Source organism: Pseudomonas kermanshahensis, assembly GCF_014269205.2.
Lineage (GTDB): Bacteria > Pseudomonadota > Gammaproteobacteria > Pseudomonadales > Pseudomonadaceae > Aquipseudomonas > Aquipseudomonas kermanshahensis.
In genome coordinates, this window is the sequence record NZ_JABWRY020000001.1 from 3,635,949 (window position 1) to 3,649,498 (window position 13,550).

13 protein-coding genes and 1 riboswitch are annotated in these 13,550 nt (G+C 64.4%); of the genes, 11 read left to right on the forward strand and 2 right to left on the reverse strand.

Annotated elements, in window-relative coordinates:
• The first annotated feature begins 131 nt into the window (after positions 1-131).
• From HU764_RS16425 to HU764_RS16440, 4 genes are all read left to right on the forward strand, one after another.
• Entirely contained in the window at positions 132-1,037 is a 906-nt protein-coding gene (locus tag HU764_RS16425; RefSeq protein ID WP_085273275.1) for an AraC family transcriptional regulator, read from the forward strand.
• Between the two features lie 389 nt (positions 1,038-1,426).
• Positions 1,427-1,933: a sigma-70 family RNA polymerase sigma factor gene (locus HU764_RS16430; protein ID WP_027593826.1), complete on the forward strand. Its 507-nt coding sequence runs from the start codon at positions 1,427-1,429 to the stop codon at positions 1,931-1,933.
• Positions 1,930-2,904 (forward strand): FecR family protein, encoded by a 975-nt coding sequence (locus tag HU764_RS16435; protein WP_186703340.1) that lies wholly within the window; start codon positions 1,930-1,932, stop codon positions 2,902-2,904. The genes HU764_RS16430 and HU764_RS16435 overlap by 4 nt, the downstream gene beginning before the upstream one ends.
• 94 nt (positions 2,905-2,998) lie before the next feature.
• Positions 2,999-5,434, forward strand: coding sequence for a TonB-dependent siderophore receptor (locus HU764_RS16440; protein WP_186703341.1), 2,436 nt, complete (start codon positions 2,999-3,001; stop codon positions 5,432-5,434).
• A 13-nt stretch (positions 5,435-5,447) separates the two neighbouring features.
• On the opposite strand, the gene thpR is transcribed toward HU764_RS16440, so the two are convergent.
• The gene (thpR, locus tag HU764_RS16445) at positions 5,448-5,993 is read right to left on the reverse strand and encodes an RNA 2',3'-cyclic phosphodiesterase (RefSeq protein ID WP_085273273.1); all 546 of its coding nucleotides are present in this window, start codon (positions 5,991-5,993) and stop codon (positions 5,448-5,450) included.
• A gap of 157 nt (positions 5,994-6,150) precedes the next feature.
• Here thpR and lpxO point away from each other — a divergent pair, with 157 nt between their 5' ends.
• The 3 genes from lpxO to HU764_RS16460 all read left to right on the forward strand — a co-directional run bounded on the left by lpxO (position 6,151) and on the right by HU764_RS16460 (position 8,140).
• Positions 6,151-7,050, forward strand: coding sequence for a lipid A hydroxylase LpxO (lpxO, locus tag HU764_RS16450; RefSeq protein ID WP_027593830.1), 900 nt, complete (start codon positions 6,151-6,153; stop codon positions 7,048-7,050).
• A 97-nt stretch (positions 7,051-7,147) separates the two neighbouring features.
• Positions 7,148-7,492 (forward strand): carboxymuconolactone decarboxylase family protein, encoded by a 345-nt coding sequence (locus tag HU764_RS16455; RefSeq protein ID WP_013973174.1) that lies wholly within the window; start codon positions 7,148-7,150, stop codon positions 7,490-7,492.
• A gap of 78 nt (positions 7,493-7,570) precedes the next feature.
• A complete protein-coding gene (locus tag HU764_RS16460; protein ID WP_027593832.1) occupies positions 7,571-8,140 on the forward strand; it encodes a GNAT family N-acetyltransferase in 570 nt (189 codons plus the stop codon).
• A gap of 127 nt (positions 8,141-8,267) precedes the next feature.
• Here the strand turns inward: HU764_RS16460 and HU764_RS16465 are convergent, their stop codons facing one another.
• A complete protein-coding gene (locus HU764_RS16465) occupies positions 8,268-9,014 on the reverse strand; it encodes an outer membrane beta-barrel protein (protein ID WP_099453547.1) in 747 nt (248 codons plus the stop codon).
• A gap of 202 nt (positions 9,015-9,216) precedes the next feature.
• Here HU764_RS16465 and HU764_RS16470 point away from each other — a divergent pair, with 202 nt between their 5' ends.
• The 4 genes from HU764_RS16470 (at position 9,217) to HU764_RS16485 (ending at position 13,549) form a co-directional block, all read left to right on the forward strand.
• On the forward strand, positions 9,217-10,383 hold the full coding sequence (locus HU764_RS16470; RefSeq protein ID WP_186678765.1) for an acetyltransferase domain-containing protein: 1,167 nt from the start codon (positions 9,217-9,219) through the stop codon (positions 10,381-10,383).
• A gap of 28 nt (positions 10,384-10,411) precedes the next feature.
• Positions 10,412-10,610, forward strand: a riboswitch (cobalamin riboswitch).
• 127 nt (positions 10,611-10,737) lie between these two features.
• Positions 10,738-11,748, forward strand: a complete 1,011-nt coding sequence (locus HU764_RS16475) for an ABC transporter substrate-binding protein (RefSeq protein ID WP_186703342.1) — start codon at positions 10,738-10,740, stop codon at positions 11,746-11,748.
• Positions 11,748-12,764 carry a FecCD family ABC transporter permease gene (locus tag HU764_RS16480; protein ID WP_099453544.1) on the forward strand — a complete coding sequence of 339 codons (1,017 nt, stop codon included), beginning with the start codon at positions 11,748-11,750 and terminating at the stop codon, positions 12,762-12,764. The genes HU764_RS16475 and HU764_RS16480 overlap by 1 nt, the downstream gene beginning before the upstream one ends.
• A 5-nt stretch (positions 12,765-12,769) precedes the next feature.
• The gene (locus HU764_RS16485; protein WP_420876204.1) at positions 12,770-13,549 is read left to right on the forward strand and encodes an ABC transporter ATP-binding protein; all 780 of its coding nucleotides are present in this window, start codon (positions 12,770-12,772) and stop codon (positions 13,547-13,549) included.
• Position 13,550 lies beyond the last annotated feature (1 nt).

The window sequence follows — 13,550 nt, forward strand, 5'->3', positions numbered from 1 at the left end:
CCCTGCCTCCCCTCGCCCACCGCAGATTCTCCGGCATGCATGCCTGATTATCCGGATTTGCCCGCAAGCATCTGACGCTAGACCTTCAATCTGCGATGATGCAACTGTCTGATTCTCTGCCCAGGTTCACCATGCAGCTCACCCGCCATGTCGACGCTAACGCCCCCCTCTGCGCGCTGATCCGCCGCCTCGCCACGCGCCCGGGTTTCGTGCCCACTCACCTGCCCCAAGTGCAGGTGCTGAGCTGGGACCACTATGTCGCCAGCAGCCCGCAAATCTACGAGCCAAGCCTGATGATCCTGGCCCAGGGCAGCAAACTCGCGCGGCTGGGGCCGCGCACCCTGGAGTACGGTGCGGGCCACTACTTGGTGCAGGCGTTGTCGGTGCCGTTCATGTGCGAAACCTTCGCCACCCGCGAGGCGCCGCTGTTGGGCGTGGCTGTGGACATTGACCGCAGCGTGCTCGGTGAACTGGTGCAAAGCATGGACCTGGCACCGGATGCCGCCGTCCAGGCCCAGACCCCGCAGTCCATGACGTCTGCAGCGCTGGATGCGCCCATGCGCGAGAGCGTCGAACGGCTGCTGAGCTGCCTGCAAGACCCGCTGGATGCCAAGGTACTCGGCCCGGCGCGGGTGCGCGAAGTGCTCTATACCGCGCTACGCGGCCCGCAAGCCGGCGTGTTGCGGGCGTTGGTCGAACAGCAGGGGCATTTCGCCCGCATCGGCGCCGCCCTCGCCCACTTGCGTGAACACTACACCGAACCCTTGAGCGTCGAGGCGCTGGCGGCACGCGCCAACATGAGCGTGTCGACCTTCCATGAGCATTTCAAACGCTGCACCGACATGGCCCCCATGCAATACCTCAAGCGCCTGCGGCTGCTCAAGGCGCAGCAGATGCTGATCGGCGAGGGCCTGGGAGTGGCGCAGACGGCGCACCGGGTGGGCTACCAGAGCACCTCGCAGTTCAGCCGCGAGTACAAACGCCAGTTTGACCGCAGCCCGGGGGATGAAGTGGCGTACCAGAGTTTGCCGGTTTGATTGGTGGTGGCCGCTAGGTGTCTGGCTGGGGCGTTGTGGTGTGGCAGAAACCGAGCGCCGCCCGCGCGGCGCATCGCGAGCAACGCTCGCTCCTACGTCTGTTTCGGGCCAATTATTTCTGGGGCATAGGCGCGCGGTCCCCTGGTGCCTGACACGATATCGGATAGATCAAACAAGGCGGTCGCGCGCAACTATCACAGGCTTTACTGGCCCGAAACAGACGTAGGAGCGAGCGTTGCTCGCGATGCGCCGCGCGGGCGGCGCTCGGTTTCCGCCACACCATCAAACCCCAGCCATACACACCCAACATCTCACCCCCCCCATTGCTACCCACCAACCGACCCAGCTAATATTGAGAAAGATTCGCACTCACAACTGGATACCAGGCGTTGGACAGCACATCGACCCGCAAGCTGGGCTTCTTCTTCAGCGACCATCACCGCTGGCTGCTCCAACATGTCTTCAAACGCCTGCGTAATCGCGCCGATGCCGAGGACACGGCAGCCGAGGCGTTCTGCCAGATGCTGGGCGCACGCGTCGACCCGGACAGCATCGAGCAACCGCGTGCCTACCTCTCGACCATCGCCCGTCGGCTGATCTTCGATCGGTACCGCCGTCGCCAACTCGAGCAGGCGTACCTCGAGCGCTTGGCGCTGCTGCCTGAACCCATCGCCCCTTCTGCCGAAGAGCAACTGCTGCTGATCGAGGCACTGGTGACCATCGACAAGGTGCTGGACGGCTTGCCCGCCATGGTCAAGGCTGCCTTCCTCTACAGCCAGCTCGACGGCATGAGCTACGTCGACATCGCCGCCCGTTTGCAGATCAGCGAACGCACCGTCAGCCGCCACATGAAGCAGGCCCTGCGCCAGTGCTACCTGTGCGAGGTGCACGCATGAGCGCAACACACCTGGACCCAATCAGCGAGCAGGCCATCGACTGGATGGTCGCACTCAAGGCCGGCACGCCTGACCAGGCGCTGCTGCAACGCCTGGCGCACTGGCTGCGCCAGGACCCCGCACACCAACGCGCCTGGGACCGCTTGCAACAACGCCTGGGCAGCCCGTTTGCGGCGCTGCACGCGCTGGACCAACGTGCCCCAGGACAAGCCGCCGAAGCCCGCCAACTGCTGCTCACGCCCACCCACTCTCGCCGCGAAGTGCTGGGCGCGTTGGCAGGCATGGGTGTCGTCGCAGGCGCCTTGTGGAGCGGTTGGCGCAGCGACAGCGCGCAAAACTGGCTGGCTGACCTGCACACCGCCAGCGGCGAGCGGCGCAGTTTTACCCTGGCAGACGGCAGCCGCCTGAGCCTCAACAGCGCCAGTGCCGTCGACCTGCAGTTCGATGCCAGCCAACGCCTGCTGATACTGCGCCGTGGCGAAATAGTGATTCAGGTTGCGGCCGACCCTCAGCGGCCCCTGCGCGTGCGCACGCCCCAAGGGCAAGTGCAGGCGCTGGGCACCCGCTTTCTGGTAAGCCAAGAGCAAGCCGCTACCCGCGTCGTGGTGCTGGAGCACAGCGTGCGCGCCAGCCTGCGCGATGGCCGCTGGCAAGACGTGCAACAGGGGCAGGCAGCCCTGCTGCGCAGCGATGGCATCCAGCAACTGGGCGGCGAGCAGCAACAACGCTGCGCCTGGCTGTCTGGGCGCCTGGAAGTGCTCGACGAACCCCTGCACGCGGTCATCGATGCCCTGCGCCCCTACCAGCGCGGCTACATACGGCTGGCCCCGGCGGTGCGCGGGATGCGCGTGCAAGGCGTGTTCCCGCTCGACCAGCCGCAGGAGGCGCTGGCTGCCCTGGCGGAAGCCCTGCCGATCAAGGTCGAACCGTTCGGACCCTGGGTAACGTTGATCGGCCCCAGCCAAGGCTAATGCAAATATTTGTGAAAATCATTCGCGGGCGTGTCCGGTTTTCGTTTCTCGTCCCACCTATCTCCTGACAAGTCACTTCATTCGGGAGAATTCTGTGCTCAACCTCTGGCCCCGCGCCTTGCCCCTCGTCGTTGCCCTGAGCAGCCTCAATGCCCATGCCCAGGTGCAGACCCTGGCGTTCGACCTGCCGCCTGCCAGCCTGGCCACCACCCTTAACCGGATTGCCAGCCAGAGCGGCTACATCATCGCGCTCGAACCCCAGCTGGTACGCGGCAAGCAGGCGCCGGCAGTCGTAGGCCAGATGAGTGCCGAGCAAGCCATGCAAACCGCGCTGGTCGGCAGCGGCCTGCAATTGCGGCTGACCAGCAGCGGCCACTTCAGCGTCGCCCCGGCAACCCCAGAGAGCGACGTGCTGGAGCTTGGCAGTACCAGCATCACCGACAATTACCTGGATGCCACCAGCGAAGGCAGCGGCTCGTACGCCGCCCGCGCGGTGACCCTTGGCAAAGGCACGCACACCCTCAAGGAAATCCCACAATCGGTGACGGTGATTACCCGTAAACAGCTGGATGACCAAGGCATCACCGACCTGCAGGAGGCGCTCAACCACACCACCGGGATCGTCGGCGCGCAAGGCATCGGCCCAGGCGTGGTGGTGACATCGCGCGGGTTCCAGATCGACGACTGGCAGTACGACGGCGTGCCTATCCCGCGTAACAACTATTCGCTGGGCAACTGGGCGACCCAGGACCTGGTGTTCTTCGACCGCATCGAGGTCCTGCGCGGCGCCTCGGGCTTGCTGCAAGGCACCGGCAGCCCCGGCGGCGCGATCAACCTGGTGCGCAAACGCGGGCAGGCCACCCCGACCGTCACCGTCACCGGCAAGGCTGGCTCCTGGGACCACTACGGCCTGCAACTGGACGCTGGCGGCCCGCTGACCGCCGACGGTCGCGTGCGCGGCCGGATGGTGGCCGACGAGGACCAGAGCGACAGCTTCATCGACTACCAATGGAGCAAGTCCCACTCCCTGTATGGCGCGCTGGACATTGACCTGAACGACGCCACCACCGTAGGTGCCGGCATCAGCTACAACCGCCAGCAGTCGCGGCCAATGCTGCGTGGCATCCCCCGCTACACCGACGGCAAGCCGGTCGACCTGCCCCGCTCGACCTTCACCGGCGCCCATTGGAACCGTGCCGAAACCGACGTGACCACCTACTACGCGGACCTTGAGCACCGCTTCAACGACGACTGGGCGTTCAAGGCCGCCGCCGTGCGCATGGACGAAGTCAACACTTCCACGCACCAGCGCGTGCAGTCCACCGGCCAGGGCGTGGCGCCGGACGGCAGCGGCATCACCTATGCCGACTGGCTCACCGACTTCCACAACACCAAGCTGGGCCTGGACATGAACGTGGTGGGCCACTTCAACACCGGGCCGCTGGCCCATGAAATCACCGTCGGCGGCAACTACTCCAAGCTGACGTCGGACGATGCCTATTGGCGCAACTTCGCCGCGTCTGGCGACACCCTCTTCGACATCGACCACAACCGCCCCGAGCCTAGCCGTGACAGTGTGTTCGACGGCAAACTCGCGCGCTCCAACAAGGCCAGCTATGACATCCGCCAAAAAGGCCTATACGGCGTGTGGCGGGTCAAGCCGACCGATGACCTGACCCTGATCCTCGGCTCGCGGGTCAGCTGGTTCGACTACAGCTGGGACTCGATCGACTTCAACAGCCGCACCGACCCCGGCAGCCGCCCCCCCACCAGCCGCATGACCGAGTCGGGCGAAGTCACCCCGTATGCCGGCTTCGTCTACGACCTGACCCGCGAATGGGCCTGGTACGCCAGCTACACCGACGTGTTCGTGCCGCAGACCGAGCGGGCCGTCAACAACGTGCCACTCAAGCCTGTGATCGGCAGCAACTACGAAACGGGCCTTAAGGGCGAATTGCTGGACGGCCGGGTCAACGCCTCGCTGGCGGTGTTCCGCTACGACCAGGAAAACCGTGCGGTGACCGACGTGGCTTCGGGCTTTGCCTGTGATGACTGGTACTGCTCCACTGCGGCGGGCAAGGTGCGTAGCCAGGGCATCGAGGCCGAGATCAGCGGCGAAGTGCTCAGCGGCCTGCAGCTGTTTGCTGGCTACACCTACAACACCACCAAGTTCCTCGACGACCCGGACGAAGAAGGCCGCGTGTTCAGCCAGTGGACGCCCAAGCACATGTTGCGCGCCTGGGCCGACTACACCCTGCCACTGGACGGCCAACGCTGGAGCACCGGCCTGGGCTTCACCAGCCAAAGCCACACCTTGGGCTACGAACGCACCTACACCGTGCCTGGCTACACCGTGTGGAGCGCGCGCCTGGCGTATCAGCTGACGCCGGAAGTGAACCTTGCAGTCAACGCCAACAACCTGTTCGACAAGAAGTACTGGGTTGCCGGCTTCAACCAGCTCAATGGCAGCAACAACTACGGCGAGCCCCGCAACTTCATGTTGACGGTCAAGTACACGCCTGAGTTTTAAAACGCAGCACGCATCACTCGGTCAACGGCCATTGCGCAAGCGGCCAGTACACACCCTTGCGCGATTCATACAGGGCGAAGTGCCGCGCGGCCAGGAAGAACTCCGGTGCCGTGGCGGCCTCCGGCGGCTGGCCGCGGTAGTCCCTGGACAAGGTCAGGTGCGGGCGGTACTCACGGCTCGCCGCCTCCACTCCCAATGGCAGCAGCGCCTGCTGCAGGCCATACACCAGTTGCAGCAAGGCCGGCGGCGTTTGCTGCGGCTCAAGCACCAGCGCACTGGCGCGCGGCCACACCTGCAAACGGTCGAGCAACAGGCGCGGCGCCGCAGCCGGGCGCTTGAGCGCATCGACCGCAGCGCAGATCGAGGGCAGCAAGGCGGTGTCTACATCACCGAGAAACAGCAGCGTCACATGGAAGTTGTCGGCGGGTACCGGCTTGCCAGTGCGCAGGTTCAAGCCACGCCGCCACTGGGCCAGAGCACGGCGCTGGGCATCGCTGACCGGCAAAGCGAAAAACAGCCGTTTGAAGGGGGCGCCACTGGGGCGAACGTCCTGAACCATGTGATCTCCTTGACATGAAACGTTTGCGCAAGCGCTAGGCCATTACACCTAAGTCGCGCGGTAGTCACGTAACAATAAGTACAAACTGCTCCCATGATTGTTTATGCTGGCCAGCTTATGCCATGGCGCATGGCCATTTTTCGACAAGTAAACGTCCATGAAAATTGCACTCGTACTCCTCTTTGTTCTGTCGATCGCCTATGTTCACCTACGCGGTCGCGTTCGCCACAAGCTGACTCGTCAGCTGGGCGACCACTCCAGCTTCCTGGCCCCGGTCAACAGTTTCCTCTACCTGTTTTCCAAGCACCCGGCCAAGCCCTACTTGCCGGTCGAGGCCTTCCCCGAACTGCAACCGCTGCAGGACCACTGGCAGGAAATCCGTGCCGAGGCGCAGCAGTTGCTCCACGTCGGTGAAATCAAGAAATCCGAGAATTACGATGACGTCGGTTTCAACTCATTCTTCAAGACCGGTTGGAAGCGCTTCTATTTGAAGTGGTACGGCGAAAGCCACCCTTCGGCCATGACCCTGTGCCCACGCACCACCGAACTGCTGCAAGGCATCGGCACGGTCAAGGCTGCAATGTTCGCCACCTTGCCACCGGGCGCCAAGCTGGTGCGCCACCGCGACCCGTACGCTGGCTCCTACCGCTACCACCTAGGCCTGGACACGCCGAACGATGACGGTTGCTATATCGACGTGGACGGCGAGAAGTACTCGTGGCGCGACGGTGAGGGCGTGATCTTCGACGAAACCTACATCCATTACGCGGCCAACACCACCGACCACAACCGCATCATCCTGTTCTGCGATGTCGAGCGCCCGCTCAAGTACCGCTGGGCAACGGCGTTCAACCGCTGGTTCAGCCGCAACGTGATGGCGGCGGCCGCCGCGCCCAATGATGCCAACGACAAGACCGGTGGCATCAACCGGCTATTCACCCGCATCTACAAGATCCGCGAACGCGGCAAGGCGCTGAAAAAGCGCAATCGCATGCGCTACTACCTGGAAAAATGGGCGGTGGTGGCTGCACTGGTGCTGGTGTTCATCTACATCTGATTCAGCGCTGCCTGTGCCGTCGGTACAGGCAGCAGATGCCCTCGCCTTTTTCGACTAGCCTGAAAGCTCCACTCGCAACCACCCCAAGGTGAAGACGATGAGCATGATGGACTGGGACGCCTACCGTAAGCAGTTGATGGCCGGCATCGGCGATCTCAAGCAGCTGTCTCCCGACACCGTGGCCGGCTACATGACCGCCAGCGGTGCGGGCGCCAAGACCAACCACCTGGACGCCAAGACCCGCGAACTGATCTCCCTCGCGGTGGCCGTGACCACCCGTTGTGACGGCTGCATCGCCGTGCATTCGCAGCAGGCAGTGAAACACGGCGCCAGCCGCGAAGAGATTGCCGAAGCCCTTGGCGTAGCGGTGGCGATGAACGCCGGCGCCGCATTGGTGTACTCGGCACGCGCCATGGACGCAGTGGGCAAGGCCAACGGCTGACCCCGCGTGGCGTCGCCGCCCTTGCGCGACGGCGCCGCGCCACCCAGACTTGGCGGTCCAGCCATTGCAGGAACCACCATGATCCACATCCGCCCCATGACGCCCGAGGACTTCGAGCGTTTCTGGCCCACCTTCCAGGCCATTGTCCAGGCCCGTGAAACCTACGCCTTCGACCCTGCCCTGAACTTCGACCAGGCCCGCCAGTTGTGGCTGGAGATGCCCCTTCGCACCTGGGTAGCAGAGGACGACGGTGAGCTGTTGGGTTCCTACTACCTCAAAGCCAATGCTGCCGGCCCCGGGGCCCATGTAGGCAACTGCGGTTACATGGTCTGCGAGGCCGCGCGTGGCCGTGGTGTGGCCCGGATGATGTGCGAGCATTCGCAAAAGCTGGCGCGCCAGGAGGGGTTTCTGGCGCTGCAGTTCAATTCGGTCGTGGCCAGCAACGAAGTGGCCGTGGCGCTGTGGCACAAGCTCGGTTTCGAAACGGTCGGCCGCCTGCCCAAGGCTTTCCGGCATGCCCGGCTGGGCTTGGTGGATTGCCTGGTGATGTACAAGTGGCTGGCGGATGAGCCAGTGGTGGAAAAACCGCCACTGCTGATCGGGCGCAAGAACATCGAGGCTCGCGTGTCGCGCCGCCGGGGGCGTTAGCCGACGGTAGGAGCAGCCTTGCGCTGCGAAGAGGCCAGCGCCTGCATCATGCTGGTCATCGCCTGAACTGGCCCCTTCGCAGCGCAAGGCTGCTCCTACACAAACCGCGGTGTTGGCAAATCGCTGCTTAGAACGCCAAGCCGACCTTGAAGCCAAACTCATCACGCTTGAGTTTGGTGTTGTCCGCCACGGGCGAATCGCCATCCAGCTTGTACTCGGTGCGCGTGTAGTACACCCCCGCCTGTACCGGCATGCCGCCCTGCTGGTTCATCAGCAAGGTGACCTCGGCATAGGGGTTGGTGCGGTCCTTCAGGTCCACGGTGTCACTGCCGAAATCATCCACCTTCAGGCGCGCACGGCCATCGAGGGTGTGGCGCGCGCCCACCTCCACGCGCAGGGTCGACGCATCGAACTGGTGGTTGTAACCCAAGGCCGCCTTGGCGAAGGGCGACTTGACCGTGAGTTTAGTGTCCAGGTCGTTGATCTCGGGCTCGAAGCGCGACCAGCTGTAGCCGCCGCCCACGGTCACATCGACAAAGTTGCGCGCGTCCAGCGCCGCACGCCAGCCGAGGTCGAGATCGGCCTGGGCTTCCTTGAGTTTGTTGTCATTCTTCTTGCCGTACTTGGCCTCGGCACCGATCTGGTAGATGAAGCCGGATTCGGCGGTCATCTTGTTGCCGAAGGTGGCGAATACACCGCCCTGCCCCAAGTGCTCCTTGTCGGTTTCGCTGCCGCCTTCGAATTTGAAGTCGTTATAGGCACCCAGCAGGCCGAGGGTGAACAGCGGGTCGGTACTGGGCGCGGCGGTGGCGGCTAAAGGCGAAGCGATCAAGGCGAGCAGGCAAGTGTGACGCAACAGGTGACGAGCGGACATGCGTGAAGTCTCCATGACGTGAAAACAGTGATAACGAGCGGTTCGAGAGACACGCTTTGGAGAAAGTTCGAAAAAATTCATTGAGAGCGAATGCCTTGGGCTATGCAGCGCCATACACCCCTCCAAATCCCCATTGCTGGCCACCCAATTTAAGTTATAAGATAACGTTTCATTTGACACCCATTCCTACCAGCGACCTTCCATGACTAGCGCCAGCGCCACCCCCACCCTGCTTACCCAGCGCCTGCAGAGCATCGATGCCCTGCGCGGCCTGGTCATCCTGTTCATGCTCCTGGACCACGTCCGCGAGACCTTCTTTCTGCACCGCCAGGTCAGCGACCCGATGGCCATCGACGTCACCGACCCGTCGTTGTTCTTCAGCCGTACCCTGGCCCACCTATGCGCGCCGGTGTTTGTCCTGTTGACTGGCCTTTCGGCCTGGCTGTATGGCGAGAAGTACCAGGGCCGTAGCGATGTCTCGGCCTTTCTGTTCAAACGTGGGCTGTTCCTCGTGGCACTTGAGTTCACCCTGGTCAACTTCGCCTGGACCTTCCAACTACCCCCCAGCGTGATCTACCTGCAAGTGATCTGGGCCATCGGCGTGAGCATGATCGCCCTGTCGCTGCTGGTGTGGTTGCCACGGGCAGCGCTGATCGCCCTGGGTGCAATCATCGTCGCCGGGCACAACCTGCTCGACAGCCTGCACTTCGGCGCTGAGTCGGCCCTGCACGTGCCGTGGGCAATCCTGCACGACCGTGGCTGGCTGGCATTCTCCGACCACCTGCGCCTGCGCACGTCGTACCCCGTGCTGCCCTGGATAGGCGTCATCGCCTTGGGCTACGGCCTTGGCCCCTGGTTCGCCCGTGGCAGCGACGCAGGCCAACGCCAGCACCGCCTGCTGCTGGCCGGGGTGATCGCACTGCTTGGTTTTGTCGTGCTGCGCATGCTCAACGGCTACGGCGAGGCACCCTGGAGCGGGTACCCGACGTTGACGCAAACGCTGATGAGCTTCTTCAACATCACCAAGTATCCGCCGTCCTTGCTGTTCCTGGCCCTCACCCTGGGCTGTGGCCTGCTGCTGTTGCGCGCCTTCGAGCGTGCCGGCCAGGCCCGCTGGATCAACGCCCTGGCGGTTTACGGTGCAGCACCGATGTTTTTCTACCTGCTGCACCTGTATGTGCTGAAGCTGCTTTACCTGGCCTGCGTCGCGCTGTTCGGCCACAACCAGGGGGATTACTTTGGCTTCGACGGCATCGGCGCCGTGTGGCTGGGCGCCGCCTTGCTCGCCGTGTCGCTGTACCTGCCGGTACGTAGCTTCGCCCGGCTGAAGGCGCGTCGGCGTGATATCACCTGGCTCAAGTACTTCTGAAAAGCGTTTTCACCCGGCTGCCTGATGGTCTACCATGCCGGCCGCCGGTTTCCACCACGGAATTAATAGGGAATCCCAAGCCCGCTAACGCGGGCCAAACGGAACTGCCCCCGCAACTGTAGGTGCCGAGCCTGCTCCATCGATGCCACTGGATAACATTGTCCGGGAAGGCTGGAGCTGGGCCATGACGCACCAGTCAGGAGACCTGCCGGCGCAAAAACACCAACCGGCGGGGTGTCCGGGATGGCCATCTCCACCCTTTTCTGGGTGCTGCCCCCTGCCGTGTGCACGGGGCTCGGCGATGCCTGTCCGTGCGTTCATTCCGTGAACCCTTCGATAGGAGATCGTCCCCTCATGCTGCATCGTCTTGCCGCTTTGATTGCCGGCCTCGGCCTCACCAGCCTGGCCCAGGCTGCCGCCACCCACTACCCGCTCACGGTCGACAACTGCGGCATGCCGCAGACCTTCGGCCACGCGCCCGAGCGTGCAGTGACCATTGGCCAAGCCGGCACCGAGATGCTCTACGCACTGGGGCTGGGCGACAAACTGGCCGGCACCTCGCTGTGGTTCAACAACGTGCTGCCCGAGTACAAGGCGCTGAACGACAAGGTCGAGCGCCTGGCCGACAACGACCCCAGTTTCGAGGCGGTGGTCGGCAAGCGTCCGCAACTGGTGGCCGTACAGTTTGAATGGATGGTCGGCGCACAAGGTGTGGTCGGCACCCGCGAGCAGTTCGACGAGCTGAAGATCCCGACCTACCTGCTGCCGTCGGACTGCGAAGGCAAGGACAACCTGGTGGGCGCCGACGGCACCCGCCTGCAGGCGTTCCAGGTCGAGAGCATCTACAAGAGCGTCAACCAGCTGGCCGAAATCTTCGATGTGCAAGACCGCGGCGCCGCGTTGAACGCCGACCTCAAGGGCCGCCTGGACAGCGCCAAGGCGCACTTGGCTGGCAAGGATTTGTCGAACACCTCGGCGCTGTTCTGGTTCTCTAGCGCCGACTTGGATATCGACCCCTACGTCGCCGGCCGCCAAGGGGTGGCTGACTTCATGCTGCGTACGCTGGGGGTGCGCAATGTGGTCGAGTCCACCGAAGAATGGCCGACCGTGGGTTGGGAAACCCTGGCCAAGGCCAACCCGACCTGGTTGATCATCGCCCGCATGGACCGCCGCCGCTTCCCGGCAGACGACTACCAGAAAAAACTCGAATTCCTGCGCAACGACCCGGTTACCCGCAACATGGACGCGGTGAAGAACGACCGCATCATCGTCCTCGACGCCGATGCGATGCAGGCCGGCATCCGCCTGTTCCGCGGCCTGCAGACGCTGTCGACGGCGTTCGCCAGCGGTAAAGCAGCCCAGTGATGAGCCGCTTGTTGCCCTACAGCGCCCTGGCCCTGGCAGCCCTGTGTGTCGCGCTGGTGGCCGGCACCGCGATCGGCGAGAGCAACCTGGCGCCGAACGTGGTCTACCAGGTGCTGGCCAATCACCTGTGGCAGGCCGGTTACCCGGTCGACCCCATCGATGCCGGTATCGTCTGGAACTACCGCCTGACCCGCACGCTGGTCGCCGCCGCCTGTGGCGCCGGGCTGGCCACGTGTGGCGTGATCCTGCAGGCGCTGCTGCGCAACCCGCTGGCCGAGCCCTACCTGTTGGGGTTGTCGGCCGGTGCCTCGACCGGCGCGGTGCTGGTCGGCCTGCTGGGGCTGGGCAGCGTCGCCCTGAGCATGTCCGGGGGTGCCTTCATCGGCGCGTTGGCGGCGTTTGCGCTGGTGCTGGTGCTGGCACGCGCCGCCGGGCCGAGCAGCAACAACGCCCAGGTGATACTCGCCGGCATCGCTGGCTCGCAACTGTTCACTGCGCTGACCGCGTTCCTCATCACCAAGTCGGCCACCGCCGAGCAGGCGCGCGGCATTCTGTTCTGGCTGCTGGGCAACCTCAGTGGCGTGCGCTGGCCGTCCGTGTGGCTGGCCCTGCCCGTGGCACTGTTCGGGCTGGTGGTGTGCCTGTGGCATCGCCGCGCGCTGGATGCCTTTACCTTCGGCGCCGACTCGGCCGCGTCGCTGGGGATCCCGGTGCGGCGCACCCAGTTGTTGCTGATCAGTTGTGCCGCGCTGGTGACGGCGGTGATGGTGTCCATCGTCGGCGCCATCGGTTTTGTCGGGCTGGTCATCCCCCACGCCCTGCGCCTGCTGCTGGGGCCCGGGCATAGCCGCCTGCTGCCGGCCAGTGCGCTGGGCGGCGCGCTGTTCCTGATCAGCGCCGATATCTTGTCGCGCACGCTGATCCCAGGCCAGGTGATCCCGGTGGGCGTGGTGACCGCGCTGATCGGCGCGCCAGTGTTCGCGCTGATTCTGGTCAGCAGAAGGGGGCGCCCATGACCGTCATGGCCAACGTGAAGATTGCCCCCCTGGCCTGCCAGGGCTTAGGGCTGCAGTTGGGCGGCAACCCTGTACTACGCCACATCGAGCTAACCGTTATCCCCGGCGAAACGCTGGGCATCGTCGGCCCTAACGGCTCGGGCAAGTCGACTTTGCTCAAACTGCTGGCGGGCCTGCGCAAGCCTGACAGTGGCTGTGTCGAGCTGCTGGGCGAGCCGCTCACGCAACTGCCACGCCGGCGCATTGCCCAGGCTCTGGCGCTGGTCGAGCAGCAAGCGGATACCGCTGACGCCATCAGCGTGTTCGACGCCGTTGCCCTGGGCCGCACGCCCTGGCTGTCGGCCCTGGCGCCGTTCAGCAAAGCAGACCGCGCCATCGTCGAACAGGCCTTGGCCGACCTGGATGCCCTGCACCTGCGCAAGCGGCTTTGGCATTCGCTTTCAGGTGGCGAACGCCAACGCGTGCACATTGCCCGCGCCCTGGCGCAACGCCCCCAGGTGCTGTTGCTCGACGAGCCGACCAACCACCTGGACATCCAGCACCAGCTGAGCCTGTTGCAACAGGTGCAGGGGCTGCCGGTTACCACGCTGGTGGCCCTGCATGACCTCAACCAGGCGCTGACCTGCGACCGCCTCGCGGTGCTCGACAAAGGCTGCCTTGTCGCCCTCGGCAAGCCGCTCGACGTCCTCACCCCAGAGCGCCTGCTGAGCACCTTCGGCGTACACGCCCACTACCTTACCGACCCCTTCGACGGCGCACGCATTCTGCGTTTTCGCGCCCCCTGAA